The 25,747-nt window shown below is 62.7% G+C and carries 28 protein-coding genes and 1 riboswitch; of the genes, 10 read left to right on the forward strand and 18 right to left on the reverse strand.

What is annotated here, in order from left to right:
- Nucleotides 1-142 precede the first annotated feature (142 nt).
- Complete coding sequence (locus tag KFK14_RS00295) at nt 143-1,771, forward strand: helicase HerA-like domain-containing protein (RefSeq protein WP_212609462.1); 1,629 nt, start codon at nt 143-145, stop codon at nt 1,769-1,771.
- Nucleotides 1,772-2,078: 307 nt separating this feature from the next.
- On the forward strand, nt 2,079-2,855 hold the full coding sequence (locus tag KFK14_RS00300; RefSeq protein WP_212610949.1) for a sulfite exporter TauE/SafE family protein: 777 nt from the start codon (nt 2,079-2,081) through the stop codon (nt 2,853-2,855).
- Nucleotides 2,856-2,875: 20 nt separating this feature from the next.
- On the opposite strand, the gene KFK14_RS00305 is transcribed toward KFK14_RS00300, so the two are convergent.
- The gene (locus KFK14_RS00305; RefSeq protein ID WP_212609463.1) at nt 2,876-3,772 is read right to left on the reverse strand and encodes a dienelactone hydrolase family protein; all 897 of its coding nucleotides are present in this window, start codon (nt 3,770-3,772) and stop codon (nt 2,876-2,878) included.
- 60 nt (nt 3,773-3,832) lie between these two features.
- Nucleotides 3,833-4,228, reverse strand: coding sequence for a gamma-glutamylcyclotransferase family protein (locus KFK14_RS00310; protein ID WP_212609464.1), 396 nt, complete (start codon nt 4,226-4,228; stop codon nt 3,833-3,835).
- A gap of 183 nt (nt 4,229-4,411) precedes the next feature.
- Between KFK14_RS00310 and KFK14_RS00315 the strand changes: the two genes are divergently transcribed.
- Nucleotides 4,412-4,642 carry a PspC domain-containing protein gene (locus KFK14_RS00315; protein WP_246524781.1) on the forward strand — a complete coding sequence of 77 codons (231 nt, stop codon included), beginning with the start codon at nt 4,412-4,414 and terminating at the stop codon, nt 4,640-4,642.
- Nucleotides 4,643-5,114: 472 nt separating this feature from the next.
- Nucleotides 5,115-5,747 (forward strand): glutathione S-transferase family protein, encoded by a 633-nt coding sequence (locus KFK14_RS00320; protein ID WP_212609465.1) that lies wholly within the window; start codon nt 5,115-5,117, stop codon nt 5,745-5,747.
- 55 nt (nt 5,748-5,802) lie between these two features.
- On the opposite strand, the gene KFK14_RS00325 is transcribed toward KFK14_RS00320, so the two are convergent.
- On the reverse strand, nt 5,803-6,549 hold the full coding sequence (locus KFK14_RS00325) for a DUF72 domain-containing protein (RefSeq protein WP_212609466.1): 747 nt from the start codon (nt 6,547-6,549) through the stop codon (nt 5,803-5,805).
- Between the two features lie 71 nt (nt 6,550-6,620).
- On the opposite strand from KFK14_RS00325, the gene KFK14_RS00330 reads away from it, so the two are divergent.
- The gene (locus tag KFK14_RS00330) at nt 6,621-7,367 is read left to right on the forward strand and encodes a sulfite exporter TauE/SafE family protein (RefSeq protein ID WP_070155673.1); all 747 of its coding nucleotides are present in this window, start codon (nt 6,621-6,623) and stop codon (nt 7,365-7,367) included.
- A 187-nt stretch (nt 7,368-7,554) separates the two neighbouring features.
- Complete coding sequence (locus KFK14_RS00335; protein ID WP_212609467.1) at nt 7,555-7,881, forward strand: hypothetical protein; 327 nt, start codon at nt 7,555-7,557, stop codon at nt 7,879-7,881.
- Nucleotides 7,882-7,912: 31 nt separating this feature from the next.
- Here KFK14_RS00335 and KFK14_RS00340 read toward each other — a convergent pair whose 3' ends face one another.
- Entirely contained in the window at nt 7,913-8,479 is a 567-nt protein-coding gene (locus KFK14_RS00340) for a 2'-5' RNA ligase family protein (RefSeq protein ID WP_246524783.1), read from the reverse strand.
- 115 nt (nt 8,480-8,594) lie between these two features.
- Here KFK14_RS00340 and KFK14_RS00345 point away from each other — a divergent pair, with 115 nt between their 5' ends.
- Nucleotides 8,595-9,113: a hypothetical protein gene (locus tag KFK14_RS00345; RefSeq protein ID WP_212609468.1), complete on the forward strand. Its 519-nt coding sequence runs from the start codon at nt 8,595-8,597 to the stop codon at nt 9,111-9,113.
- Nucleotide 9,114: 1 nt separating this feature from the next.
- On the opposite strand, the gene KFK14_RS00350 is transcribed toward KFK14_RS00345, so the two are convergent.
- From KFK14_RS00350 to thiC, 4 genes are all read right to left on the reverse strand, one after another.
- Nucleotides 9,115-9,954, reverse strand: a complete 840-nt coding sequence (locus tag KFK14_RS00350) for a hypothetical protein (RefSeq protein ID WP_212609469.1) — start codon at nt 9,952-9,954, stop codon at nt 9,115-9,117.
- A 184-nt stretch (nt 9,955-10,138) separates the two neighbouring features.
- Nucleotides 10,139-10,528: a nuclear transport factor 2 family protein gene (locus KFK14_RS00355; RefSeq protein ID WP_212609470.1), complete on the reverse strand. Its 390-nt coding sequence runs from the start codon at nt 10,526-10,528 to the stop codon at nt 10,139-10,141.
- Nucleotides 10,529-10,572: 44 nt separating this feature from the next.
- Complete coding sequence (locus KFK14_RS00360; RefSeq protein WP_212609471.1) at nt 10,573-11,544, reverse strand: hypothetical protein; 972 nt, start codon at nt 11,542-11,544, stop codon at nt 10,573-10,575.
- 50 nt (nt 11,545-11,594) lie between these two features.
- Nucleotides 11,595-13,454, reverse strand: a complete 1,860-nt coding sequence (gene thiC / locus KFK14_RS00365) for a phosphomethylpyrimidine synthase ThiC (RefSeq protein WP_212609472.1) — start codon at nt 13,452-13,454, stop codon at nt 11,595-11,597.
- A 34-nt stretch (nt 13,455-13,488) separates the two neighbouring features.
- Nucleotides 13,489-13,599: riboswitch (TPP riboswitch) on the reverse strand.
- Between the two features lie 50 nt (nt 13,600-13,649).
- Between thiC and KFK14_RS00370 the strand changes: the two genes are divergently transcribed.
- Together KFK14_RS00370 and KFK14_RS00375 are read left to right on the forward strand one after the other, a co-directional pair.
- Entirely contained in the window at nt 13,650-13,940 is a 291-nt protein-coding gene (locus KFK14_RS00370) for a hypothetical protein (protein ID WP_212609473.1), read from the forward strand.
- Nucleotides 13,941-14,089: 149 nt separating this feature from the next.
- Nucleotides 14,090-14,242 (forward strand): hypothetical protein, encoded by a 153-nt coding sequence (locus KFK14_RS00375; RefSeq protein ID WP_212609474.1) that lies wholly within the window; start codon nt 14,090-14,092, stop codon nt 14,240-14,242.
- A 31-nt stretch (nt 14,243-14,273) separates the two neighbouring features.
- Here KFK14_RS00375 and KFK14_RS00380 read toward each other — a convergent pair whose 3' ends face one another.
- The 6 genes from KFK14_RS00380 to KFK14_RS00405 all read right to left on the reverse strand — a co-directional run bounded on the left by KFK14_RS00380 (nt 14,274) and on the right by KFK14_RS00405 (nt 19,547).
- Complete coding sequence (locus tag KFK14_RS00380; RefSeq protein ID WP_212609475.1) at nt 14,274-15,116, reverse strand: MipA/OmpV family protein; 843 nt, start codon at nt 15,114-15,116, stop codon at nt 14,274-14,276.
- A gap of 96 nt (nt 15,117-15,212) precedes the next feature.
- Nucleotides 15,213-15,650 carry a DUF2141 domain-containing protein gene (locus KFK14_RS00385; protein ID WP_425516673.1) on the reverse strand — a complete coding sequence of 146 codons (438 nt, stop codon included), beginning with the start codon at nt 15,648-15,650 and terminating at the stop codon, nt 15,213-15,215.
- 11 nt (nt 15,651-15,661) lie between these two features.
- Nucleotides 15,662-16,402 (reverse strand): sterol desaturase family protein, encoded by a 741-nt coding sequence (locus KFK14_RS00390; protein ID WP_212609477.1) that lies wholly within the window; start codon nt 16,400-16,402, stop codon nt 15,662-15,664.
- Nucleotides 16,403-16,508: 106 nt separating this feature from the next.
- Entirely contained in the window at nt 16,509-17,276 is a 768-nt protein-coding gene (locus KFK14_RS00395; protein ID WP_212609478.1) for a DUF7662 domain-containing protein, read from the reverse strand.
- Between the two features lie 186 nt (nt 17,277-17,462).
- Nucleotides 17,463-18,629 (reverse strand): pyridoxal phosphate-dependent aminotransferase, encoded by a 1,167-nt coding sequence (locus KFK14_RS00400; protein WP_212609479.1) that lies wholly within the window; start codon nt 18,627-18,629, stop codon nt 17,463-17,465.
- A gap of 162 nt (nt 18,630-18,791) precedes the next feature.
- Nucleotides 18,792-19,547 (reverse strand): SDR family oxidoreductase, encoded by a 756-nt coding sequence (locus tag KFK14_RS00405; protein ID WP_212609480.1) that lies wholly within the window; start codon nt 19,545-19,547, stop codon nt 18,792-18,794.
- Nucleotides 19,548-19,653: 106 nt separating this feature from the next.
- On the opposite strand from KFK14_RS00405, the gene KFK14_RS00410 reads away from it, so the two are divergent.
- On the forward strand, nt 19,654-20,070 hold the full coding sequence (locus KFK14_RS00410) for a winged helix-turn-helix transcriptional regulator (RefSeq protein WP_070155650.1): 417 nt from the start codon (nt 19,654-19,656) through the stop codon (nt 20,068-20,070).
- 351 nt (nt 20,071-20,421) lie between these two features.
- Here KFK14_RS00410 and ftsH read toward each other — a convergent pair whose 3' ends face one another.
- The 4 genes from ftsH to KFK14_RS00430 all read right to left on the reverse strand — a co-directional run bounded on the left by ftsH (nt 20,422) and on the right by KFK14_RS00430 (nt 25,710).
- Nucleotides 20,422-22,368: an ATP-dependent zinc metalloprotease FtsH gene (gene ftsH / locus KFK14_RS00415; protein WP_070155648.1), complete on the reverse strand. Its 1,947-nt coding sequence runs from the start codon at nt 22,366-22,368 to the stop codon at nt 20,422-20,424.
- Between the two features lie 276 nt (nt 22,369-22,644).
- Nucleotides 22,645-23,478 carry a class I SAM-dependent methyltransferase gene (locus KFK14_RS00420; protein ID WP_246524785.1) on the reverse strand — a complete coding sequence of 278 codons (834 nt, stop codon included), beginning with the start codon at nt 23,476-23,478 and terminating at the stop codon, nt 22,645-22,647.
- 187 nt (nt 23,479-23,665) lie between these two features.
- A complete protein-coding gene (locus KFK14_RS00425) occupies nt 23,666-24,379 on the reverse strand; it encodes a 2OG-Fe(II) oxygenase (protein ID WP_425516674.1) in 714 nt (237 codons plus the stop codon).
- Nucleotides 24,380-24,570: 191 nt separating this feature from the next.
- Nucleotides 24,571-25,710, reverse strand: coding sequence for a nucleoside hydrolase (locus KFK14_RS00430; protein WP_212609482.1), 1,140 nt, complete (start codon nt 25,708-25,710; stop codon nt 24,571-24,573).
- Between the last annotated feature and the right edge of the window lie 37 nt (nt 25,711-25,747).

The following is a 25,747-nucleotide window of genomic DNA, read 5'->3' on the forward strand; positions in this document are numbered from 1 at the left end:
GCGAAGTCGAAGGACCCAGCCGAACGTAGCGAGGCGCTTCGCCTCCGCTCAGCGGAAGGCTTCGACTTCGCTCAGGACGAACGGTTTTTTTCGAGTCATTGCCAGGTTTGGCCTTGGCGAAATTATATCGGTGGGGACCAGTATGAGCGACACGGGCATTTTCATCGGACTTGGCCAGACCAAGGATGGCGGCCAGCCGCAATATCTGAACCTGCGCCGCGCCAACCGCCACGGCCTGATCGCGGGCGCGACCGGAACCGGCAAGACCGTGACGCTGCAGGGCATCGCCGAAAGCTTCTCCGCGCAGGGCGTCCCCGTTTTCCTCGCTGACGTGAAGGGCGACCTGTCCGGCGTCTCCATGGCCGGATCGCCGACCGCAAAAAATGCCGACAAGCTGGTCGCCCGCGCCAAGGAAATCGGCGTCGAAAATTACAGCTATGCCGACAATCCGGCGATCTTCTGGGACCTGTATGGCGAACAGGGCCACCCGATCCGCACCACCGTCAGCGAAATGGGGCCGCTTCTCCTCGCCCGGCTGATGGGCCTCAACGAAACGCAGGAAGGCGTGCTCAACATCGCCTTCCGCTATGCCGATGAGGAAGGGCTGTTGCTGCTCGACCTGGGCGACCTGCAGTCGATGCTCGCCCATTGCTCTGAAAATGCCGACATGCTCTCGGCGAAATATGGCAATGTGACCAAGGCCAGTGTCGGCGCCATCCAGCGCCAGTTGCTGCAGCTCGACAGCCAGGGCGGCGGCCATTTCTTCGGCGAACCCGCGCTCGACATCCATGATTTCATGAAGGTGGATGAGAAGGGGCGCGGCTATATCAACGTCCTTGCCGCCGACAAGCTGATGCAGAGCCCGAAGCTCTACGCGACCTTCCTGCTCTGGCTGGTTTCCGAACTGTTCGAGACTTTGCCGGAGGTCGGCGACCCGGAAAAGCCGGTGCTCGTATTCTTCTTCGACGAGGCGCATCTTCTGTTCGACGACGCGCCCAAGGCGCTGCTCGACAAGATCGAGCAGGTCGTCCGCCTGATCCGGTCGAAGGGCGTCGGCGTCTATTTCATCACCCAGAACCCCATCGACATCCCCGAGGATGTCGCCGGCCAGCTCGGCAACCGCGTCCAGCATGCGCTGCGCGCCTTCACCCCGCGCGACCAGAAAGCGATTCAGGCCGCCGCCGACACGTTCCGCATCAACCCGGACCTCAATGTCGCGACGGCGATCACGGAACTGAAGGTCGGCGAGGCGCTGGTCTCGCTGTTGCAGGAGGATGGATCGCCCAGCATCGTCCAGCGCACCCTGATCGCCCCGCCCCGCTCACGCGTCGGCCCGGTCGACGCCAAGGAGCGGGCGATCATCCAATCCATTTCGCCGGTCGCGGGCAAATATGATGATGCGGTGAACCGCGAGTCCGCGCAGGAAATCCTCGCCGCGCGCGGCAATGCCGCCGCTGCCGCCGCAGAGGCCAGCAAGGCGCAAGCGGAAGCCGACAAGGCCGCCGCCGTGCAGGCCAAGCTGGAGGCGAAGCAGCAGGAGGCCGCGCTGAAGGAGAAGGCGCGGCAGGACGCCGCCGCCGCCCGCGAAACCGCCAAGCCCAGCGCCTTTGACAAGGCGATCCAGTCCGCCACCCGCGCCGCCGGATCGTCGGTCGGCCGTCAGGTCGCGAACGAGCTTGGCAAGGCGGTGTTCGGCGGCGGCAGCAGAAGCAAATCGGGCGGCATAGCCGGGCAACTGGTTCGTGGAATTTTAGGAAGCCTTTTCAAATAGTTAGCCCATTCGCCTTTGCCGCGTAAAAACCCCTGACACCCTCGCATTCCTCATCGCATTCGCCTGCGCTGGGCATGCCGCCATCCGGCTCGGTCCACCGCGCTTTGCGCAACTTCTGTACCGAAACGAGATAGGAAATGTTGCTTTCTAGGCAGCGGCCCCGGCATTACGCATAAGCTGTTTTCCAGACCCGTTCCCGCCGGATTCGCCATGCCCTTTTCGCCCGCCCCGATTATGGTCCTTCCCCATGCGGGGCGCCTGATTTGACGGGATCCGTCCAGGCTGGCTGCGGGCCGCGCATATCATGATCGCGATCAATCCGATGTATTCGCTGGCCGGGCTTGCGGTCGGCATATTGGTCGGCCTGACGGGCGTCGGCGGCGGCTCGTTGATGACGCCGCTGCTGGTGCTGATGTTCGGCTTCCACCCGGCCGTCGCGGTGGGCACCGACCTGCTCTACGCCTCCGTGACCAAGACTGTGGGCAGCTTCGTGCATGGCTGGCAGGGCGCGGTCGACTGGCGGATCCTGCGCCTGCTCGCGCTGGGCAGCATGCCCACCGCACTGGTCATGCTCCTGCTCCTGTCCCACCTCGGCAAGCCATCGCAGGCCGTCGCCCATCCCTTCACCATCGCATTGGGCGTCATGCTGGTGCTGACCGGCATCGCCTTGCTGTTCCGCAACCGGATCGTGCTATGGTCCCGCGCGCATCTCAAGGAACGCAGCGAGCGCCAGACGGCGATCATGACGGTCGTGCTGGGCGTTATCGTCGGCGGAGCCGTGTCGCTGACGTCGGTCGGCGCGGGCGCGATCGGCGCGACGGCGCTGCTGATCCTCTACCCGCGCGTCCCGCTCAACCGCATCGTCGGCACCGACATCGCCCATGCCGTGCCGCTGACGCTGGTCAGCGGGATCGGGCATCTGCTACTCGGCACGGTGGACGTCTCGCTGCTTGGCTCCCTGCTGATCGGTTCCATTCCCGGCATCATCATCGGCAGCATGATGGCGTCGCGCGTCCGCGAGCATCATCTCCGCCCGATCCTCGCGGTCGTCCTGATCCTTGTCGGCCTCAATATGCTGAAGTGACGGGCCGCGCTTGGCCTTTATCAGCCCTTCTTCACATATTTGCCGAACCAGTCCGCCGTCGCCTTCCACGCCGCGGCGGCCGCCGCCGGATCGTAACTGGGGCGATAATCCGCCATGAAGCCGTGTCCGGCATCCGGATAGACAGTGATCGCGCCCGGCTTGCCCGCCGCCTTCAGCTTCTCCCGCATCGCATCGACATCCCCGACCGGAATGCCCTTGTCCTGCCCGCCATATTGGCCGAGCACGGGGGCGTGGAGCGTATCGGCCAGCTCGACCGGGCTTTTGGGCTGAAGCGGCTTGGGATCGCCGGTGAGCCGCCCATAGAAAGCGACGCCCGCATCCAGCGCCTGGCTGTGCGCGGCATAGAGCCACACGATCCGCCCGCCCCAGCAGAAGCCGGTGATCCCGCGCTTGCCGCCATCGCCGCCATGCGTCCCCGCCCAGGCGAACGCCGCATCGATATCGGCCATCACCTGCGCATCGGGGGCCTTTGAGACAATCGTCTCCATCAGCGTTTTGACCTCGCTGACCTTGGTCGCGTCGCCCTGACGCGCGAACAGGTCCGGCGCGATCGCATAATAGCCCGCCCTGGCGAAACGGCGGCACATATCCTTCATCCATTCATGGACGCCGAATATCTCATGCACCACGACGATGATCGGCGCGGGCTTGCCATGATCGGGCCGCGCCACATAGGCGGGCACGGCGAACCCGTCGCTGCCCGTGAAATGGGCATTCTCGATCGACAGCCCGTCCGGCGGCGTCTGCACGGTCGTCGCGGCCACGGGCTGGCAGGCGGCCGCGAACCCGGCGGCGAACGCGCCGCCGATCAACAGGCTGCGGCGGTCGACGCCCAGCATTTGAACCCAGTTCTGGTCTTCGGCCAATCGATCTTCAGGCAGTTGGTCTGCGGTCATGCTGTCTCTCCTGGCGCCCCTTTGCCCACCCTAACGCAACAGGGCGCGGGGGCAATCGGATCAGCCAAGAAAATCGCCCCCGGCGATCCTCTCCCGCCCTTCGACCGGCCAGGCATAGACATAGGTCCAGGCCGCCGACCGGCCATGTTCCGTCTCCACCTCTATCACCATCCGCCGATATTCATGCGGTTCGGGCCAGGGCGGGGCGCATTCCTCATAATCGTCCAGCGCCGCCAGCAGCGCTCCGTCCGGGTCAATCTCGAAAAGGTCGCCAGTCACGGGGCCGCCATTCGCATCGGGCACAAACCCCGGATAGCCGTCGATCCGGTACAGCGCGCCCCGCGCCGCCGCCCGGCCCAGCCACCGCGCCTCCTGCGCCAGCCTCTCCGCCAGGGGCGCGGAGCCGCCTTTTCTCAGCGTTCCATAAACGAAAAGGCGGGTCGGTACGGTGGCCATGCCTTAGCATAGGCGGCGTCCACTCTTTTGCGAACCTTCAGCGCCGCCACGGATCACCGAAAAAATCCCCAACAGATGTGGGAATTTCCCAATCCGCAGCGAACCACAGCGCCATTCCCGCGCGCGCACAGCCCAAAGTCGCCATTTTCCGGGCAAAACCCGAATTGGCACGGCTCCTGCGTAGTGTCCAGCATCTCGCCGGATGCGGCAATTTTGAAGGATCAGACCATGCAGACCAGCTTCACCCTCGACCGCCGCAACGCCAGGATCATGGGCGTTTGCTCCGGCCTTTCCGCCAAGACCGGCGTCGATGTGCTGATCGTACGGATCGCCGTCGTACTGCTGACCCTGTTCGCCCTGGGTCCGGTGGGCGTGGTCGCCTATCTGCTGGCGGGATGGCTGGCGGAGGGCTGACCGCCCTGTCCGCGCATGCGCCTTAAAAGACTGGCTCCAAGAACCGGCTCTGCGCACAAAAATGCCGCCCCGGGCCATGCCTTGGGCGGCTTTTTTTCGTTTTATGCTTTTTCCGATGGCGGAAAAGGCGGGGTAGTTCGTTCAGGCGTACAGGACACCGTAGAAGGTGATAACCTGAACGCTGAGCGCCATAAGAACGGTGGCGCCATTGACTGCGTAACGCATTGCATTGCTCCCTTTTGTGTAACTTTTGTTACGGGAGCGCGCCACTAGCCCCATGTGGACCAGCCCTCAATCGCAAAGGGCGTCTTCGCACTTGCAACAAACGCAATCGCTGACGCAATAAAATATTAACCATGTGAGTCGGGGGTGCGGGCCTGCGACCTACCGACATATTCCCTTCCGAGTTGCGTCATCCGGCATTCCGGTCACATAAACCTGTGCTCTGGACAGCAGCGAAAAGGGTTTCAGTATGAGAGACCTCACCATTTGGACCTATGACTGGGTGCCGGAAGGTCCTCGCGGTTTTGTGCGCGACCTCCGGCTGCGATGGGCGTGCGAGGAGGCCGGTTTCAGCTACGCGGTCAAGGTGATCCCGTTTGATGGCCGGGAGACCAACCATCTGGCGCGCCAGCCATTCGGTCAGGTGCCGTTCCTGGACGACGGAAAACTGAAACTGTTCGAAAGCGGCGCAGCGCTCCTGCATCTGGCCCGGAAAAGCGAGAAACTCATGCCACGCGATCCGGCGGGGGAAGCCGACACGCTGCAATGGACAATCGCAGCGCTCAATTCAGTCGAGATGGTTTCCGTGCCCTGGTGGTTCCTGGAGGTGACCGGCGCCAAGGACAACCATCTGACTGACTGGCTTGCAAGCCGTCTCGACCACATTGAAAACATTCTCAAGGAACGGGAATGGCTGGCCGCAGACCGCTTCACCGTTGCGGACCTGCTGATGGCGGATGTTCTCCGCGTAACGAAAATACGGTCTTTCGGAGAGCGAAAGGCGACAGAATCCTATGTGGCGCGGATCACCGGACGGCCCGCGTTCGAGAAGGCCCATGCCAGTCAGATGGTCCATTTCGCGGAGGCCAACGCGGCGAGATAAGCAACCGCGCCTAGGATAATCGATAGCGGCATGCCGTGGAGGCGACGCCCCCCGGTCACTTCGCCACGCGCTCGATCAACGCGATTGCGGCTGCCGGATTTCTGGCCTTCGCCCCCGAAATGAAGAAGACAAAAGCGTCTCCGCGCTTCCGCCACGCCTGCGCCTTTGCCGCCCAGTCATCCAGGGCGGCCGGGGCATAGCCCGCCGGTTCATCCTCCATAGACCGCATCAGCCGCGCATAGGCGAAGTCCGCCGCATCCGCCTCGATCAAGGGATATTCGTCATGGTCGGCATAGACGATGGCGGCGTTGGCGGCTTTCGCCAGCGCGATGAAGGCGGGGTCGCGAAAGCTTTCATGCCGCACCTCCAGCGCGTGGCGGAGCGGAACGCCGTCCACGGCCTTTGGCAGCAGGGCGAGGAACGCGCCGAAATCGTCCGCATCGAATTTCTTGGTCGCCATGAACTGCCACAGGATCGGGCCGAGCTTGTCCCCCAGTTCCGACAGCCCCTGATTGACGAAGCGCTGCACGGACTCCCCGCCGTCCGCCAGAACGCGGCGGTTGGTGCAGAAGCGGGACGCCTTGACCGTAAAGACGAAGCCGTCCGGCGCGGCGTCGGCCCATTTGCGGAAGCTCTCCGGCTTGAAGCTGCTGTAATAGGTGCCGTTGATCTCGATCGCGGTCAGGCGGCTGGCGGCATAGGCCAGCTCGTCCTTCTGCTTGAGGCCCTGGGGATAGAATGTCCCGCGCCACGGCTCGAACGTCCAGCCGCCAATTCCCACCCCTGTCCGTCCATCCGTCATGCTATCCTCCTGCCGTAAAGCCGGTTCCAACGCCACTGGCTTCCTTATCCCAACACCGTTAGGGCAGCGCCATGCTCTCCGACCCTCTCGTCCTCGCCGCCGCCTGCCTGGCCGTCATCATCATCGGGCTGGCGAAGGGCGGATTTTCCGGGATCGGGGCGCTGGCGACGCCGGTCCTGGCCATGGTCATGCCGCCGGTGCAGGCGGCCGCCGTGCTGTTGCCGATCCTGATCGTGCAGGATGTCGTCAGCGTATGGGCGTTCCGCAAGACATGGAACCGGCGGATCGTCGCGATCATGCTGCCCGGCGCACTGGCCGGCATCGCGCTTGGCTGGGCCTTTGCGGAGATATTGCCAGTGGCCGGCATGATGGCGATGCTGGGCCTGATTTCCATGATGTTCGGAGTCTGGCGGCTGTGGGTGGAGCGGGGCGGCCGGATCGTCGCCGCCGCGCATGCACCGGACTGGGCGGGCGTGCTGGCGGGCGTCGCGGCCGGATTCACCAGCCAGGTCGCCCATGCCGGAGGACCGCCGTTCCAGATTTATGTGGCCCCCAAGAAATTGCCGCATGAGGAGTTTGTCGGCACCACATCCGTCCTGTTCGCGATCATCAACTGGGCGAAAGTGCCCGCCTATATCGCGCTGGGGGAGTTCACGACGGAGAATCTGGGCATATCGGCGATGCTGGTGCCGCTGGCCATTGTGTCGACCGCCGCAGGCGTCTGGCTGATCCGCAGGCTGGACGCGCCGCGCTTCTACACCATCGTCTATCTGCTGATGATCGGGCTTGGCCTGAAGCTGATCGTGGACGCATTCTGAGGCCCCCGCGGCGCGCGAATGCGATGAGGAATGCGAGGGTGTGCGAGGGTCGCCGCAGCCTCTATAACGGCGTAAATATACGTTCGTACAATTCCTCATGTCGTTGGTGGAAAAGCGCCTGCGCGCAGGCCGGTTAACCATCCATAGCGCCTGCGTAACGAACGCCGGAACAGGGAGGGCGAACGCAATGCGGAATTGTGAAGATAATGCGCCCCCGGCCGGACGCCCGATCCAACAGGAGGCGGCGGGTTGGACGCTGCTGTCCGGGCAGAGACGCGACCTGGCGTTGACGCTGCTGCTCGGCCTGATGCGCTTCAATCCGCAGGAGGCGATGATCGTCCGCGCCGGCATGCGGCACGCGGCGAACAGCCTGTCCGCCGCGATGGCGCGGATCGCAGGCGGCATCGCGCCGCGCGGCGTGGCGCTCCCGGCGATCAGCCATCCCTGGGCGGCGGCGCTCTGCTGCCTGGCGCTGCTGCTGCCCGCGATCCGGCCGATGATGGGCGTCGCCTGACGGCAGAGGGGCTGACAGGCGGTCGCGCCGGTCAAAAGGCGAAGGCGCCCTGCGGCGCGCCCATCAGCGCCCATGAACGCAGCGTGGCATGGTGCGTCCGGCCATAGATGCTGTGGACGAGCGCCAATTCCGTCACTGCCCATGCGATGGGCGGGCAACGGCGCTGGTGGACCGGCCCGTCGCGGTAGCAAAGCGTCTGATGCGGATCGAAGCTGTAATCCTCCCGCAGCAGCGCGCCATGCGCGGCCGCGGTGGCGACGATATCGCGCTGCAGGACCATGAGAGCGGGATCGCGATGGCTGGGCCGCAGCGATACCGACCTGTAGCCCTCCACCAGCCTGTCAAACGTCACCGTCAGTGGATCAGCGCGGATGCTGTCGCCCGCCGCCAGCAAGCGCTCGACCAGCGCATGGGGATAGTCGGGATAATCATGGGTGATGGCGAGCGTCATGTGCAGATGCTCCGGCCGGATGCGCCGTACGCCTCTGGCAATGCCCTCCGCAAATATATCCGTCCGCCGCGCGGTGACTGGATCAGGCTTGAAGGCAAAGAAAAAGCGGTGGCTATGGCTGCCGCGCATCATGCCGTGCTGGTTCATGGCGTCTCTCCGAATCGGGGCATATGTTCATGATATGTTCTATTGTTGGAGAGTCCAGAGCGGAACGGCGGCGGGCGATGGCCGTTGGCGCTTCAGCAACCCGAAGGAGGCGCGCGTGGCGCAAAGTGCGGAGCGGACAAACCCCGGCCTGTGGGACGCGGTGAAGGCGGAAATCACCGCCGGGGCCAGGGGCGGAAAGCCCGGCCAATGGTCCGCCCGCAAGGCGCAACTGGCGGTCGCGGAATATAAGCGGCGCGGCGGCGGATATGAGGAAAGCGGCTTCGCGCGGGACGAAACCGACCTGCACCAGTGGACGCAGGAGGATTGGGGCACCAGGTCCGGCGCGCAAAGCGGGGAAAGCGGCGAACGCTACCTGCCCCGCGAAATACGCGCGCTGCTGACCGAGGATGAATATGCGCGCTCCACCGCGAAGAAGCGCAAGGACGGCGCGAAGGGCCGGCAGCACAGCGCCCAGCCCAAAGATGTGCGCGAGAAGGTGGCGCGGATAAAGCGCGAAGGCCCGACCAAGGCGATGCTGATGGCGCGGGCGAAGGAGCTGGGGATAGAGGGGCGGTCGAGCATGGACCGGGACGCGTTGCTGCGGGCGATCGAGGGGGCGGTGGGCGGCGGATAAGCTATCGCGCGATCATCCATTTGCCACCTCGAAAGCGGTAAATATTGGGTGAAACGCAGCGCTGTTGTGCAGCGCAGTCATTCGCAACCACCTTTTTGAACTCGTCGAAGCTGGTCCCGTCCGGGCGCATTGCCACAAAAACGAACTGGTCCGACACGGCAGTTACAAAGAGGTCGGGACCAACGGCCTCGGAAAGCCGCGACCAGCTATCCCGATCGATCAGCAGGCTTGCGAGATATTCCTCCGCCTCGAACGCGACGGGCGCTTCCGCGAGTTGTTGCGCGGTAGGAATCTTCGGCAACCGTTCCTCCGTTTGTTTCCGCGCGAACGTCCACGCCTGCTGGCGCGTCAATCCCAGTTCGCCAAGATCCTTGTTCCCGACAATACGGATGGCGTTGTCGGAATCTGACGCCAGAACAGCGTAGAGGTCCTCGCCTATCGGCTCAAAGACGCCCCATGCGCTTGGACCGCCCTTTCCATTATTATTCAGATATTCGAGATACTGTTGGTCGCGCACCACCAGGCGGAGGCTTGCGGGAGTCATTTCCGGGAGTTTCTGGGAGATTTTGGTGACGAACTCCGCTTTGGCGGCTTCACAGTCGGAAGCCGCCGCATGCGCGCAATAATTGTGGATGCGGTGCAGGTTGATTTCACCTTCCTCTCGCTCCCCACTTTTCCTTTGCACAATGACCAAAGGCTCATCCTGCTTTAGAGACAGGCGGGCGTCCGGCATGGCGGTCTGTATCCGGCGGAGCATCTCTGCAGAGAAATTCTCTTGCGGCGCTGCGGAGCAGGCGAGCGGGATCAGGGCAACGCCCAGCACAGCATTTCGAAATGTCATTCTTCCGCTGCCCCCCGGCTATGGCACGCCAAATGTCAGCGATTTCCCATCACCGAACAAGATATGCCTCGCTAGATATATCCGGAATCGACCAGATTGAGCGACCGTTAGCGCAGGTGGCGGGAATGGATTGAAATAGCGGCGGAAGAAAGCTGGGCGATACCGAATATTGCGTGGATGCGCCTCAACCCAGCGTGACGAATATCTCCGCTTCGATGACCCACTGACCGCCGGTTTCGCGCCACTTCGCGGTGTAGACGCCGGAAGCGGCGAATGCGCCGGTGTTTTTGTCCACGCCCTGCCATTCTCCCTGCTCCAGCGCGATGGGTTCGACCGGCGAGACGGTGATCACGTCCGGCTTGCGGTCGTAGACAAGGCGATGCGGAGAGGCGAACTCGCGGCCCCACACCTTCACCTGCGCATTGCGCCCGGCAATGACGGCGCTGTCCGTGCCCGTGACCATGACGCAATCACGCGCGAGGAGCGGGCCAATGACGGTGGCGTCCCCCTCCGCTATCGCGCGGTTGAATGCGGCGCGGCGGGCGCGGATGGCGAGTTCGGTGGCGGGGGACATGCTTTATTGCTAACCGACTGCTGCAAAGACAAACGAATTTTTATTCAAATATTCAGCGATCTTTTTAATGTCGCTTTTAAATCTTCAACAAATTCTTCGACATGATCAGAATGCCAGAGAACAGTTGTGCAGTGATTAGTATCAAAATGTGTCTGCTTTTCATAAAATTTCGTTTTTTCACATATATATAAAACAGGCTTACCTAATCCTTCAGCATATCCCGCTTCCCAATATGCTCCTGCATTTTCATGAGTCAGATCAACTAACACAAATGCTGCATCACGAATTTGAATTCGAAGAAGATTATCAATTATGCCAGCCTTGGAAACATCTCGGAGATCTACCGCATCGTAACCGATTGATGCAATTGCCGGCTTCACATGATCCCGAACTAGAGGATCAAGGGTTTCGTCACCAAACTTCAAAGCAATAAATCCATAACTACCCGATTTTCTGCCCCTTCTCTCTTCTTCGTATTGACCCCAACCTGCCAAGGTAAGAGACAATTCTTGGACGTGAGCCGGTCCATTTACATTGGTAAGGAACAGTCCGGTTATTAAGCCAGAATTCCTTAATTCAACGACTAGATTACATGCGAATTCCCTAGACGGAGAACCGATCAAAGCCGAAAATTCTGGCGGCAGTTCTCCTACAGGAACACCTTCGTCAGTGACCCGGTCTCCAATGTACCGCATAGCATTCAAGGCTTGTTGATTAGGTGTAGGCAATGGCAGTCCATCGCTAATCAAGGACTCCAACTCGTAAGTCGTAAGCATCCATGGCTCTGGTAGCCGATCATTGTTAACCCGAATTTTGTGCGAAATCGCAGCTCGTTTTATTCGGGTCATGCCAGGCATACGTAGTTCTAGGTAGTCATCAAGCGCTGTGCGGGAAACTGCGAATGCTCCGCAGACATCGCAATCGAAGAGACGAGCATCTCTAGATCCGAACGGCTCAACCGTGCATCCATACCCATCGGCAGATAGGCAAACTGGGCAAGCTATTGTTTCTGTCATCAAGTTTCACTCCGAGGCGGATACTTGAGCGACGCTACGTAATAGCTAAATCAATCATGCTCTCTCCCACCAGCGCCCATATACAGCTCCCGGCCGGTCGCCTCGTACAATTCGCTCATTTCCTTCATTCCCTTCTCCGCATCCTCCGCCGCGATGAATGCATCAGCAGGCTGGTTCTGCTTGGCCGCGAAGTCGCGCACTTCCTGCGTTATCTTCATCGAGCAGAATTTGGGGCCGCACATGGAGCAGAAATGGGCGGTCTTGGCGCCTTCCGCGGGGAGGGTCTGGTCGTGATATTGTTCGGCCGTGTCGGGGTCGAGCGACAGGTTGAACTGGTCGCGCCAGCGGAATTCGAAGCGGGCGCGGCTTAGGGCGTCGTCGCGGACCTTGGCCGCCGGATGCCCCTTCGCCAGATCGGCGGCGTGGGCGGCGAGCTTGTAGGTGACCACGCCGACCTTCACATCGTCGCGGTCGGGCAGGCCCAGATGCTCCTTGGGCGTGACGTAGCAAAGCATCGCCGTGCCATACCAGCCGATCATCGCCGCGCCGATGCCGCTGGTGATATGGTCGTATCCCGGCGCGATATCGGTCGTCAGCGGCCCAAGCGTGTAGAAGGGGGCCTCTCCGCACGCCTCCAACTGCTTGTCCATATTCTCCTTGATCTTGTGCATCGGCACATGGCCGGGGCCTTCGATCATCACCTGGATGTCATGCTCCCACGCCTTCTTGGTGAGTTCGCCCAGCGTGTAGAGCTCGCTGAACTGCGCCTCGTCATTGGCGTCGGCGATGGAGCCGGGGCGCAGACCGTCGCCCAGCGAGAAGGCGATGTCATACGCCTTCATGATGTCGCAAATGTCCTCGAAATTCTCGTAGAGGAAGCTTTCCTTATGGTGCGAAAGGCACCATTTCGCCATGATCGACCCGCCGCGCGAGACGATGCCGGTGACGCGCTTCGCCGTCATCGGAATGTAGGGCAGGCGCACGCCGGCATGGATGGTGAAATAATCGACGCCCTGTTCCGCCTGCTCGATCAGCGTGTCGCGGAAGATTTCGTAGGTCAGCTCCTCGGCGATGCCGCCGACCTTCTCCAGCGCCTGATAGATGGGGACGGTGCCGATGGGGACGGGCGAGTTGCGCATGATCCATTCGCGGGTGTCGTGGATATTGCGGCCGGTGGACAGGTCCATGACCGTGTCCGCGCCCCAGCGGATCGACCAGACCATCTTGTCGACTTCGGACGCGACGTCCGACGCGACGGCGGAATTTCCGATATTGGCGTTGATCTTCACCAGGAAATTGCGGCCGATCGCCATCGGCTCGCTTTCCGGGTGGTTGATATTGTTCGGGATGATGGCGCGGCCGCGCGCGACCTCATCCCGGACGAATTCCGGCGTCACATAATCGGGGATGGCGGCGCCCCAGTCATTGCCGTCGCGGACATAATCCTTCAGCCGCGCGCGGCCGAGATTCTCGCGCTCCGCGACATATTCCATCTCCGCCGTGATGATGCCCTGGCGGGCATAGTGCATCTGGCTGACGTTCATGCCGGGCTTGGCGCGCAGGGGGCGCTTGACGACATTGGGAAACTGGCTGACGCCGCCGCTGCGGTCGGGGCCTTTCAGGCCGTTATCCTCCGGCTTGATGGCGCGGGCGTCATATTCCTCGACATCGCCCCGGCCGAGAATCCAGTCGCGGCGAAGCTGCGGCAGGCCGGCCATGATGTCGATGCGGGCATTGGGGTCGGTATAGGGACCGGAGGTGTCATAGACGCGGACGGGCGGCTCGCCGCTGCCCGGCTCAAGATGAATCTCGCGCATGGCGACATTGCGGGGGCCGACATGGATCTTCCGCGAACCCCGGATCGGGCCGGTGGTGACGCGCATTTCAGTGCGGGCGGGGATATCGGCCATGAAAAACTCTCCAAAATCGCGGAGAGAGAATGCGGGTGGCGATCCGCTCCCTCCCTCCGCCGGTGTCAACCGGATCAGGTTCAGCGGGTCATGGCGCCCATCGCCATATCTCAACCCTGTATGCAGGGTCCCCCGGGGAATGGTTGCAAGAATAGGGGCGGATCGTTTTAAGGTCCAGCGAAGTTTGGAGACCGCATGAGCCATCACCCCGATCTGACAACGAAGGAAGGGCGGAAAGCCTATAAGCATGAGCTGCGCATGGTGGCGGTGCGGCCACGGCGGGTCGGCCTGCTGCTGCTGGGCGTCGCGATGATCCTGGCGGCATTGCCGCTGTCGGGGGTGCACAGCCTGCTGGGATGGTCGCCGCGCTTCCTGGCGCTGGGGGCGGTAGCGCTGGCGACCCCATTCCTGGTCGCGGCGGCGCTGCTGCGCGGGCGGTATCACAAAAGGCGGCTGAACGGAGAAGCGCCTCATTTACCCCGATAGCGCGGATTACTCAGGATTTAGCGGCCGAGAATTGTCCTGAATCGGGACCTCAACCAATTATTAGGGCAATTGTGGGACCGCACTGCAAGGCGCATTCTCTGCGCTCACGGATTCATTGAAAATCCGGTCAGAGTGGGAGGATGGTTTTCATGGACAATACGTTGCCACGCCGTGGCGAAAAGCGCCCGAACGGCCGCCTGACGGGCGCACAGACCGTTTTGCTTGCGCCTCTGGCGCTGTGGTTTGCGCTCTCCTACATGGCCAGAAGCTGGCTAACGGCGGGTCGCAGCGAACAGGACTGATACGCACGCATATCCGTCAGGCCGGAGCAGTTCAGAACGTATAGCCAATGCCGATCGCGGCGATCCACTGATTGCTGCTGCCCGCAATATCAACGATGGGCGCGCGCTTATAATCGCCCAGCATCTTCTGATAGCCGCCAAGCGCGAATATCGTCCAACCCTTGCGCAGATCGCCGGACAGCGAATGCCCCGCGATCAGGTTCATGCTGACCTTCTTGAACCCTGAATCGTCGCCCGCGCCGGTATAGACCGGCAGCCCGCTCGCCAGGCTGCCCGCCGCGTCCACATCATAATAATAGCGGCCATATCCCTTGCCGACATATTCGGCCGACGCGCCCACGCCCACGAAGGTCGTGGTGGAAAGCGGCGTCATATATTCGATGGCTGGGGTGATGACGTAGCTTTTGTGCGCGCCGCCGGCATCCTTCGTCCAACTCACCCGGACGGAAAGATTGTCATAGTCGCTGGTGATCACGCCCGTCTTGCCCAGACCGACAAAGCCGCCAACCTCTATCGCCGTGTCGAGCTTTCCGAGCGCGCGGACCTGCGGGTCCCTGATCCGCCGGGTGCGGGTCAGGTTGACGTTGACGGCCGGGCCAAGCTCTATGTCCCAGCCATTGGGATCGGTGTTGGGGATCGCGTCGACATAGAGGCTGGTGCCGCGCGTCCAGAAGGCGAAATCATTTACCTTGCCCCGCGCCGCCGCGACCGGGACGGCGATATAATCGTCCGACCCGTCATAGCTGGGCACATAGGCCGCGCCGACGCCGATGGTGAGGGATGACCGGTCCTCTGCTTCCTGGGCCTGTGCGGGAATGGCGGTAATGGCGGCGCACAATGCGGCGGCAAGCAGGTGGAAGCGAAGGGCGATCATGATGTTCCTGTTCGATAGGGTCGAACGAGAGAATGTTTCACGACGGTTACAGGTTCCCTTGGGCCTGCGGGTTGCACCGGCGCCGTTGCCCGCCGGTTACAGAAAATATTTCATGCGGATGTCCTGCCGCGCCGCCGCGCCGCCGACCGCAAAGCGCGCCGCGCGGAAGCTGGGCGCGCCAAAGCGGATCGGGGGATTTTCGGAAAAGCCGACGCCTTCCTTCGGAATGCCCATGAAGGTGTCGAGCTTCTTATTGCTGTTCTGGTCATGGATGATCGCGATCGCATAACCGCCGGGGGGAAGATCGCCGAGCGCCATATTGGCGGCCTGCGCGGCGGGAATGCTGAAATGCCGCTTGTCCGGGTCGCCGGTGCAGTCGGGAAAATGATCGGGCAGCCGGGTGAGGCAGATCTGCAGCAGGCCGCGGGGCGAGCGCAGCCCCTCCACGCCGACGGTCAGCGGCTGCGGCAGGTCCGCCGGAGCCGCGCCGATCAACAGGGCGACAGCGCCCAGACCAGCGATCCGCGCAAGAATCCTCATGATGTTCACGCCCTTTTGGCCTGCCCGGCAAAGGTCCCTATGCCCCTGTCCGTTCCGCAGAGCCGGTCCCAGAAGCGGAAATACAGGCCATAATTGCAGGCGTAAAGGTCATGGTGCCGCTGATGATGGCTGGCGGTGATCAGCCAGCGCCCCGCCGGGCCATGCACCAGCGCGCGCGGAAACATCTCCCACCCCATATGGTTGCTGACCCCCATGACGGTCATGATCGTCAGCACCGCGCCCAGCGCGCCCACATGGATGGGAATGAGAAAGACCAGCGCTGGGATGACCACCGCGCCGGTGATCGCCTCCCACGGGTGAAAGCTCATCGCCGCCCAGGCGGTCGGCGGGCGGCTGGCGTGATGGACGGCGTGGATGCGGCGGAACAGCGCGGGGACATGCATCCAGCGATGCGTCCAGTAAAACCATGTGTCGTGCGCCAGCAGGTAGAGCAGCACCGACAGCGGCGCATACCAGAGCGGGAAAGCGTGGATGTCCGTATAGATGCGCGTCCAGCCATGCGCCCGCCACCCCCAGGCGACGATGCCCGCAGGGATGCCGTAAATGGCGGCGGAAAGCAGCGACCAGCCGACCTCCCGCCACATTTGCGGCTGCAGGCCGGCATAGAGGCCCGGATGCCGGATGCGCGTCGCCAGCGCAAACCCGCCGCTGGTAATGAGATAGCGGATGCCGACGATGAGCGTCATGGCGATCGCAGAGAAAAGGGCGGCGGCGAGCGGGGTCATGGGAGGGGTATAGTGCGAGGAGGGAGGGGTGGCGAGGGTATACCGCCCATGAGCGCGTTGATTGGGCCCGTACTACTGTCCGCCGAATGGGCGTTGCCCGAAGAAGCTAACGGTTCAGCATTTCGACATCGATACCCCCATGCGCAACAATGGCGGCCTGCTCCATCATCCGGCGCACCGCCTTGTCATCGAGGTTGGCGGCTATCAATACTCCGCCTATACTCAGCCCGATATCTTGATATGCGATATCGACCGCAATCGAGCCTCCCTGGTCAAGCGTTTCAATGAGCAATGCGTTGATTCGTAGACTGGTCTGCTGCGTACTGCCCGGTTGCCGATAGTTGCTGAAACGACGTTTCAACCTGACAGCTTCACCAATATAGACGTTCGTCCGGTTACCGGCACGTACGATAAGCCTATACAATCCCGCTTGAGCAGGCGCAGTGGGAAAGACCAACTTCCGATCGTCATCCAATTTCACTGCCCCAAGACGCCACCAGCGTAATTGCAGTTTGACAGCACAATCTGCAGCCAGATCGGTTTCGGTGAGCGTTAAAGGATCGAAGGCCGCATGATGCGCATGGCCTAAATTCCTTTGGCGGGTCTGGCGTTGGATGAAGGCAGCCGTGCTGGTTCGATGAAAGGCGATAGTTTGCGCTCTCATATTACGATCGGCCGTCTCCCAACCGATGTTAAGCCATGCTTCGTTATGGCGGCCGGTGGAACGTGAATTTGTACACCAAGGGCCGTGATTACGCGCGCTATCAGGCAATACGAAGCCAAGTATTTTTTCTATCTCGGCGAAAGAGAGCATGACCTGATCGCTGGCCTGCTCTCCGAGATACGCGGTGAGTTTCGCATATTTTCGGCTCACGCTATCACGCCTTTCAAATCATCGCGACTGTCAACGAGGATGCCTATAGGCTTCCTCGCTGTTTGAAAGGCAATTTCCGTTGGTCTCCGCAGCCCACGAATAGATGTCGATGATGTTCAGACTAAACGAACTTTCCGCCGGGAACTGGAAGGCCCGTATCAAGAAGCATGTTGAGTGTTTCCACCCTCAAGCCATCAATATCTTGTCCAGCGCCACCCGGAACTTCTGCATATCTTCCGCAGACCCCACCGTCACGCGGCTCATCGTGGGGTAGGCGTCCCAGGAGCGGCCGATCTGGATGCCTTCCGCGCCGAACTTGGCCTGCATGTCCTTCGGGTTCTTGCCCTTGCCCCAATCGACCATGAACATGTTCGCGTGCGAGGGGATGTAGGGGATTTTCCGCTTTTTCAGGTGGGCGAAGGTTTCCTCGCGCACGGCGTTCATCTGGTCGCGGCGGGCGGCGATCTGGTCGGCGAGGACCAGGCTGGCGGTGCCGCAGGCGACCGCCGTCATTGGCAGCATGAAGCTGACCTGCTGCCCGTCATAGCGCATCATCTTCTTGTAGAGATCGGGGTGCGCGATGGTGAGGCCAAGGCGCATGCCCGCCATGCCGAACAGTTTCGAGAAGGTCCGCATGACGATCACGTCGTTGCGGGTGCCCGCCAGCTTCGCGGCGCTGGGCGTGCCGGCGAAGTGGATATAGGCTTCGTCGACGAGGACGACAGAGTCCGCGGGCTTGTTGGCGATCAGCCATTCGATGTCCTCGATCGGCGTCAGCGTGCCGGTCGGGTTGTTGGGCGAGCAGATATAATAGAGGCCCGCCTTCGGATTGGCGGCCAGCATCGCCTTCACATCGTGGCGGTAATCCTTGGTCAGCGGCACGCGATCGGGCTTTACCCCCAGCCATGCGGCGGTGGCCCAGCTTTGTTCATAGGTCGGGTTGGCGGTCACCAGGCCGCGCTCCGGCGAGCAGAAAGTGATGACGGAGCGGTTGAGCGGATCGCTCGACCCCGGCCAGGCCATGACGCATTCAGCCGGAACGCCCTCCACCTGCGCGACGGCGGCGGTCAGCTTGGCATGTTCGTCGTCCGGCTCATACCAGTTGCCGACGGCGGCGATCTTCGCGGCCGCCTCCACACCGGCAGGGAAAGGGCCGGTCCAGCATTCGTTGGAGCCGATGCGCACCGCACCGACCATCGCCTTTGCCGACTGCTGGGCGAAGGCGGGGCGGGCCACCTGGCTCATGACCGCGCCCGCGCCCAGAAGCGCGGCGATGCGCCCTATCTGCCGCCGGGAATAGCCGCGGCTTTCGAGTTCCTGCCTGCTTTCACGATCAATCTGCGCGGTGGTCATGTCGCTTCCCCTCAATATGCCGGTTCAAGCCTGCCGGGGCGGTTGCGAAAGGAACATCGCAGACGGAAACGCCCCAAAAATATTCGGTGACCTATGTATAACGTACGGGCGGCGATTAACCACTATTCCGGCAAGATTATTCGCGCCGCGCGCCGCCCCGCATCAGCGGGGGGCGTTGAGCGTGGCGAATATCTGATCGAAATTCCCTTGCTGGGCGGCGAAGCGGAGCGGCTTGCAGCGTTCGACGATCACTTCCCGGACCTTTGCGTCGGACGCAAGGATCGCCATCACCTCATCGATGAAGTCGGTGAGCGGCATGGCAGCCGGATCATTGGCCTGATGATCGCCGGTCAGGGACGTCTGGACATAGGGCGGGATGATCTCCACCACTTCGGTCGATGTTCCCTTCAACTGTTCGCGCAGGGCCATCGCATAGGCGTGGATCGCCGATTTGGTGGCGCTGTAGGTCGGCGTCGCGACCATCGGCACGAAAGCCAGGCCGGACGTGACCATCATGACGGTGGCGGCAGGCTGTTTCAGGAGATGCGGCAGCAGGGCGCTGGTCAGGCGGATCGGGCCGAGCAGGTTGGTCGCGACCGTCGCCTCCGTGGTGGCGAGGTTGGCGGGCGCCTGCAATATGTCCTCGATCTGCATGATGCCCGCATTGTTGATGATGACATTGACCGCAGGATGGGCGGCGACCAGTCCAGCGGCGAATGCTTCGATCGAGGCGGCGTCGCCCACGTCGAAGGTCATGGAGGCCATGCCGGGATTGGCCGCGGTCACTGCGTCCAGATTGGCGGCGTTGCGGCCCGCGATGATCACCTGATTGCCCGCGGCATGGAATTTTTCCGCCAGCGCCTGGCCAATGCCGGAGCCGCCGCCGGTGATGAGGATGGTGTTTCCGGAAATCTGCATCGTTCGAACCTTTCTGATCGCTGTTGTGATTCCCAGATAAATATGACACTCTCCTTTGGAAAGTAGGCACCCGAAAGTTCGATACTTACCACATGGATACTGTAGGATGAAGAAGGCCCAGCCGGACCCCATGATCGAGGCGCGGCGCGCGCATCCGCCGCCCATGGAAACCGACCCGGTCGTCGGCGCGCTGGTCGATGAGATTATCGGCCGGGTCGCGGACAAATGGACGATGCTGATCCTGGAGGCGCTGGAGGATCATGGCACGCTGCGCTTCACCCAGCTTGGCCGGCATGTCGGCGACATCAGCCAGAAAATGCTGACCAAGACGGTGCGGCAGATGGAGCGGGATGGCCTCGTCGCGCGGACCGTCTATCCGGTGGTGCCGCCACGGGTGGAATATAGCCTGACGGAGCTGGGCCGGACGCTGGGCGCGGCGTTCTGCGGCGTGTGGATATGGGCGGAAACCTATCATGCGCAGATCGAAGCGGCGCGGAAAGCGTTTGCGGAGCGGGAGGGATGACGGTCCGACGAAGCCCGCATTCCGCCATCCCGTTCGCTTCGAGCGTAGTCGAGAAGCCTCTGCGCAACCTTGAGGCAAAACGCTGTGCGACCGTGTCTCGACTTCGCTCGACACGAACGGAGAGGGTGAACGGGGCGGAGCGGGAGGTAGGCTAGGACTGCCCATTTATGGGTCGGCGTGCTCCTGCGAAAGCAGGAGCCCAGTTCGGAGCGTGGGCCTGGGCTCCTGCTTTCGCAGGAGCACGCCGCGTTTTAAGCGCGCACGGCGAACGGAGTTGGGTGCTAGGTTCGAACGAAAAAGGGCCTCCGTTTCCAGAGGCCCCTTCGCATTCCATAACCGGGAGACTGCGGGTTACGCCCCCTGCCCCGCCGGTTCGCCGAAGGGTCCCTTGCGGCGGCGGGTCTTGGGGATGGAGGAGCCGGCGGCGGGCACGTTGCTGGGCTTGATCTTCGTGCCGTCGTCGCGCGTGATCTCGCCATCTTCCAGCAGCTTGCGGATTTCCTCGCCGCTCAGCGTTTCATATTCCAGCATCGCGTTGGCGAGCAGGTGCAGCTCATCCTCATGCTTTTTGAGCAGTTCCTTGGCGCGGTTGTAGCCGGTCTCGACGATCGTGCGGATTTCGTGATCGATCGCCTGCGCCGTCTCGTTCGACATGTGCACGCGCTGGCTCTGCGAATAGCCGAGGAAAGTCTCGCCCTGCTGCTCCTCATATTGGAGCGGCCCAAGCTTGTCGGACATGCCCCATTGCGTGACCATGTCGCGTGCGAGGCGGGTCGCGTACTGGATGTCGCTGGATGCGCCGGACGACACCTTGTCATAGCCGAAGATCACTTCCTCCGCGACGCGGCCGCCCATCGACACGGCGAGGTTCGCGTACATCTTGTCACGGTGGTAGCTATAATTGTCGCGTTCCGGCAGGCGCATGACCATGCCCAGCGCGCGGCCGCGCGGGATGATCGTCGCCTTGTGGATCGGGTCCGACGCAGGCTCGTGGATCGCGACGATGGCGTGACCCGCCTCATGATAGGCAGTCATTTTCTTTTCGTCGTCGGTCATGACCATGGAGCGGCGTTCCGCGCCCATCATTACCTTGTCCTTGGCGGCTTCGAACTCGTCCATCGCGACCAGGCGCTTGCCGCGGCGGGCGGCCATCAGCGCAGCCTCATTGACCAGGTTGGCGAGGTCCGCGCCGGAGAAGCCGGGCGTGCCGCGCGCAATGGTGCGGGCGTCGACGTCGGGCGCCAGCGGCACCTTCTTCATGTGGACGGCCAGGATCTTCTCGCGGCCCTCGATATCCGGGCGAGGGACGACGACCTGACGGTCGAAGCGGCCCGGACGCAGCAGCGCGGGGTCAAGCACGTCCGGACGGTTGGTCGCGGCGACGATGATGATGCCCTCATTGGCCTCAAAACCGTCCATTTCGACGAGGAGCTGGTTCAGCGTCTGCTCACGCTCGTCATTGCCGTTGCCGAGGCCAGCGCCGCGATGGCGGCCGACCGCGTCGATTTCGTCGATGAATACGATGCAGGGCGCGTTCTTCTTCGCCTGCTCGAACATGTCGCGGACACGGCTCGCGCCGACGCCGACGAACATTTCGACGAAGTCCGAACCGGAGATGGTGAAGAAGGGCACGCCCGCCTCACCCGCGATGGCGCGGGCGAGCAGGGTCTTGCCGGTGCCGGGGGAGCCGACCAGCAGCGCGCCCTTGGGAATCTTGCCGCCAAGGCGCGCGAATTTGGTCGGGTCCTTCAGGAACTCGACGATTTCCTGCAATTCCTCGCGCGCTTCGTCGATGCCGGCGACGTCATCGAAGGTGACGCGGCCATGCTTTTCGGTCAGCAGCTTCGCCTTCGACTTGCCGAAGCCCATCGCGCCGGAACTGCCGCCCTTCTGCATCTGGCGCAGGACGAAGAAAGCGATGCCCAGGATCAGCAGGAACGGCAGCGACTGATAGATGAGGATCATCCAGAAGCTCGGCTGCTCCTCCGCCTGGCCGCTATATTTGACGCCATAATCGTCAAGCAGCGTCGTCAGGTTCGGGTCGGTGACCGGGACAGTCTGAAACTTCTGATCATTCGACAGGGTGCCGGTGATGCGGTCGGGCGCGACGGCCACTTCCTTGACCTGACCATCCTGAATCTTCTGCCGGAAATCGGAATAAGCGATCGCTGCGCCGCCAGCCGTGGTCGAGCGGTTGTCGAACATCGACACGAACAGCAGCAGGGCGATGATGACGCCTGCCCAAATCATCGCGCTCTTGATCCAGGGATTGCCCTGCGGTTCCTTGTCGTCGTTCATCTATCGCTTTCGCTCGCTTTCAGCGCCCAAGATAAGGCTCCCGATCCAAATAACAACAGGATTGGGGGTTTTCGGAAGTCTGATCCTGCCTGACAGTCGTTGAATAATGGTGAATGCGGCGTTTACCACGATGAGGCGTGGGGTTGGAGCAATAATCCCGTTCGGGCTGAGCTTGTCGAAGCCCTCGCCCGAACGAAGTGAGGGCGCTTCGCTACGCTCAGCGAAACCCTTCGACTTCGCTCAGGGTGAACGGAGGTGGAGGGTGAGTCGCCTACCTCACTTCGGCTTCCTGAAACGATAGACGAACCGGTCGGTCTTGCCGCGAATCGCGGGGTCGAACACCAGCTTGCTGTGATCGTCGGCCGGGTTGGAGAGGATCGGGCTTTCCGCCTCCAGCACGAAACCGGCGGCGGTGAAGTCCGCCTTCACCTGCGCGGGGTCGATGCGGTGCACCGTGTCCACCGTCTTTCGCGTGTCGCCGGGCAGGCCGACATGATCGATGATGCCGACGATGCCGCCCGGCTTGGTCGCGGCGTAGAGGGTTTTTACGAAAGCCGCCGGATCGGTGCGGGGGATCTTATATTTCTCCGATTCCCAATAGAGGTCGTGGTAGGAGAGATTGATGATCGTGAAGTCGAAGCTGTCCGGCTTCGCGCTGAACGCCTCGAACGGGTAGCGGACGAAGCTGATGTCCGGCCGGCGCTTGCCGAGCGCGTCCCAGACCTTCATTTCGTCCGGGCTGGAATAAAATTGCGAGGGTTCGAAGGCGGTGACCTTCCCCTTCTTGCCCACGGCGTTGGCCATGATTTCCGCCCAATAGCCGGAGCCAGTCATGATGTCGGCCGCCTTGTCCCCGGATTTGAGGCCGAGGAACGCGAGCACTTCGGCCGGTTTTCGGCTTTCGTCGAGGGCGATGGCGTCGGCCGGGCGGCCCTTGTCAGCGACGGCGGCGGCGAAGTCGGGCGCTGCCGCCTTGGCATAGGCGGGCATAGTGGCGGCGGACAGGCTGAGCGTTGCGCCCAACAGGGCGGCGAGAATCGAACGGCGCATGGCGGCATTCCCCTTGGCTTGTTGCAGCGTCTTGTTGCGGCGCGGAGCATGCGCGCGCATCGGGTCCGCCTCAAGCCAGGCCGCCGACGCTGGTCGATGCGGGCAGACGCCGGTCGAAATGGGGTCAGGAGGATGGGGGTGTGGAGCTGGCCTGTCAAAACCGCGTGCCCCTGCGAAGGCAGGAGCCCAGTTCAGAGGGCGGGATTGGGCTCCTGCCTGCGCAGGAGCACGCTGTGCATCTGGCTAATCAGGACGCGGCGTCGTGGAAGATGATGCCGAGGGTGAAGCGGACGCCGCTGCGCAGGCGGCTGACGCCGTGGCGCATCTGGACGCGGTGGATGCCGCGCGTCCCCTGAACCGGGCGTTCGCGGACGGGGAAGATGACGGCGTCGCCCTGAGTCAGCGGCACGACTTCGGGGCGGGACTGCATGCGGGGGCGCTGTTCGCTGAGGACGAACTCGCCGCCGGTGAAATCCTGACCGGGACGGGAGAGCAGGATCGCCGCCTGGAGCGGGAAGATGTGCGGGCCGTAGACATCCTGATGCAGCGCGTTCCAGTCGCCGGTTTCGTAGCGGAGCAGCAGCGGCGTCGCCTTGTCCTGCCCGGTCAGATGGCCGCGGGCGAGGAAATCGGCATGGCTGGCGGGGTAGATGTCCGGCTGCCCCAATGCCTCCGCCCAGCGGTTCGCGGTAGGCGCGAGCGCGGCGTAAAGGCGTTCGCGCAGGGCCGAGACCGGATCGGGCAAAGGATAGGCGAAATACCGGTAATGGCCACGCCCATAGCCGTGCCGGGCCATGTTCACATCCTTGCGGAAAGCCGCCGGCCCCGCCCCGTCCCACAGGGCGATGACATCGGCGCATTGTTGCGGGCTGAGCAGCGCGGGAAGGATGGCGGCGCCGTAGCGGTCGAGATCGGCGAGGTCGATCATGCGAGGGGGGTTCCGTGCGGGATGAGGGGCAATGGCATCACGCTGATCCACAGGATGACAAGCAATAGCGGCGGCAAACCCGCATCGCGGCGGCGGGGTCGATATGGCATGCGCTTCTTCTCCTTCGGCAACGCCCTTTGGCAATGAAGGCGATGCTAAAGGCGAGGGTGTCCGGCGGCTTCCCGGAAGCTGCGATCAAAGCGTTACCCGCCGGAATCGCTTCCTTATTTCCCGCCAGAGCGCATGTAGAGCGCGCGCATCGCCGCCTCCGTCTTCCCGCGGTCGACCGAGAGGATCACCCGCTGCGCCCGTTCGCCCAGATGCGGGCGATACGCCTCCGTCCAGGACAGGGTGTCGCCATAGGAGGCGGTCTGGCTGGTCTCAAAATCGATGTAGAGCGTTTCCGCCTTCGTCACGATGTCCGGCGCGAGCCAGACCATCGCGGCGACCTCATCCCACATCGGAAAGCCGGGCGGGAGCGCGGTCCGCATCATGCCGGTGAGCGGGGTGTCGGCGGCCGCGAGGCTGTCGAGAAATTCCCGCGTCCATTGCGTGCCGGTGGAGGGATCGACCGGGATCATCGTCATTTTCGGCCATGGCGCGTGGGCGACGATTTTGGCGGCCTCCGGGTCCCAGCGGATGTTGAACTCCCGCCTGGGAGAATTGACGAATTCGCGGGCGAACTGTTCGGCGGACGGCCCCTCCAGCACCTGATGCGGAAGCAGGCTGCCGCCCATATAGACGATCTCCTTCACATTGGCGGCGAAGGTCGGGTCAAGGCTCTGCGCGATCGCGATGTTGGTCATGGGACCCGTGGCGAACAGGGTGATCTGCCCCGGATGCTCGCGCACCATGCGGACGAGGAAGGCGGCGGCGATCTCCTTGCCCGGCCTGGTTTTGGGGTTGCCCATCGGCAGGTCCGGCACATAAGCGGGATCGTTCGCGCCGGGATGATCCTGAATCGTGCCGTCCGGCCAATAGTCGGTCCAAGGCCCCTTGAAGACGAGGCGGCCATAAAGGCCCTCCCACCGCTTTGTCGCCTCCGCGCTGTTGAGCAGCGGCAGCACCGCACCGGCGAGGACGGGGACATCAGTGCGCCCCAATATCTCCAGCGTGCGCAGCGCATAGGCCGACGCCGTATCGCGCCACACCGACCCGCTGGTGGTGGTGATGCCCAGCACCTGCACATCGGGCGCCTGCAGCAGGAGCAGGGGCACGCCGTTGAAGCCGATCATGTCATCATCAACGATGACCAAGCGCTTTTGCGGCGGCGCGGCGGGTTTGGCGGGCGCGGAGGCGGGAAATGCGACGACGAATGCGAGGGTGATGAGGGCAAGGAAGCGGGCGAGCGGGCGGTGGATCATGGGAAGGTGATCCCGCATGGGCGGGGCGGCGTCAATC

Origin of the sequence: Sphingobium phenoxybenzoativorans (assembly GCF_018286635.1) — a bacterium.
GTDB lineage: Bacteria > Pseudomonadota > Alphaproteobacteria > Sphingomonadales > Sphingomonadaceae > Sphingobium > Sphingobium phenoxybenzoativorans.

Bases quoted from the DNA above. Each gene is read 5' to 3' on its own strand.
- KFK14_RS00390 (WP_212609477.1), bottom strand. From the start codon at position 16,402: ATGACCCCGCTCGCCGCCGCCCTTTTCTCTGCGATCGCCATGACGCTC.
- KFK14_RS00420 (WP_246524785.1), bottom strand. From the start codon at position 23,478: ATGCGCGCGCATGCTCCGCGCCGCAACAAGACGCTGCAACAAGCCAAG.
- KFK14_RS00310 (WP_212609464.1), bottom strand. From the start codon at position 4,228: ATGGCCACCGTACCGACCCGCCTTTTCGTTTATGGAACGCTGAGAAAA.
- KFK14_RS00350 (WP_212609469.1), bottom strand. From the start codon at position 9,954: ATGACATTTCGAAATGCTGTGCTGGGCGTTGCCCTGATCCCGCTCGCC.
- KFK14_RS00295 (WP_212609462.1), top strand. From the start codon at position 143: ATGAGCGACACGGGCATTTTCATCGGACTTGGCCAGACCAAGGATGGC.
- KFK14_RS00335 (WP_212609467.1), top strand. From the start codon at position 7,555: ATGCGGAATTGTGAAGATAATGCGCCCCCGGCCGGACGCCCGATCCAA.
- KFK14_RS00360 (WP_212609471.1), bottom strand. From the start codon at position 11,544: ATGACAGAAACAATAGCTTGCCCAGTTTGCCTATCTGCCGATGGGTAT.
- KFK14_RS00320 (WP_212609465.1), top strand. From the start codon at position 5,115: ATGAGAGACCTCACCATTTGGACCTATGACTGGGTGCCGGAAGGTCCT.
- KFK14_RS00330 (WP_070155673.1), top strand. From the start codon at position 6,621: ATGCTCTCCGACCCTCTCGTCCTCGCCGCCGCCTGCCTGGCCGTCATC.
- KFK14_RS00340 (WP_246524783.1), bottom strand. From the start codon at position 8,479: ATGAACCAGCACGGCATGATGCGCGGCAGCCATAGCCACCGCTTTTTC.
- KFK14_RS00305 (WP_212609463.1), bottom strand. From the start codon at position 3,772: ATGACCGCAGACCAACTGCCTGAAGATCGATTGGCCGAAGACCAGAAC.
- KFK14_RS00405 (WP_212609480.1), bottom strand. From the start codon at position 19,547: ATGCAGATTTCCGGAAACACCATCCTCATCACCGGCGGCGGCTCCGGC.
- KFK14_RS00380 (WP_212609475.1), bottom strand. From the start codon at position 15,116: ATGATCGCCCTTCGCTTCCACCTGCTTGCCGCCGCATTGTGCGCCGCC.
- KFK14_RS00400 (WP_212609479.1), bottom strand. From the start codon at position 18,629: ATGACCACCGCGCAGATTGATCGTGAAAGCAGGCAGGAACTCGAAAGC.
- ftsH (WP_070155648.1), bottom strand. From the start codon at position 22,368: ATGAACGACGACAAGGAACCGCAGGGCAATCCCTGGATCAAGAGCGCG.
- KFK14_RS00430 (WP_212609482.1), bottom strand. From the start codon at position 25,710: ATGATCCACCGCCCGCTCGCCCGCTTCCTTGCCCTCATCACCCTCGCA.
- KFK14_RS00375 (WP_212609474.1), top strand. From the start codon at position 14,090: ATGGACAATACGTTGCCACGCCGTGGCGAAAAGCGCCCGAACGGCCGC.
- thiC (WP_212609472.1), bottom strand. From the start codon at position 13,454: ATGGCCGATATCCCCGCCCGCACTGAAATGCGCGTCACCACCGGCCCG.
- KFK14_RS00370 (WP_212609473.1), top strand. From the start codon at position 13,650: ATGAGCCATCACCCCGATCTGACAACGAAGGAAGGGCGGAAAGCCTAT.
- KFK14_RS00355 (WP_212609470.1), bottom strand. From the start codon at position 10,528: ATGTCCCCCGCCACCGAACTCGCCATCCGCGCCCGCCGCGCCGCATTC.
- KFK14_RS00410 (WP_070155650.1), top strand. From the start codon at position 19,654: ATGAAGAAGGCCCAGCCGGACCCCATGATCGAGGCGCGGCGCGCGCAT.
- KFK14_RS00325 (WP_212609466.1), bottom strand. From the start codon at position 6,549: ATGACGGATGGACGGACAGGGGTGGGAATTGGCGGCTGGACGTTCGAG.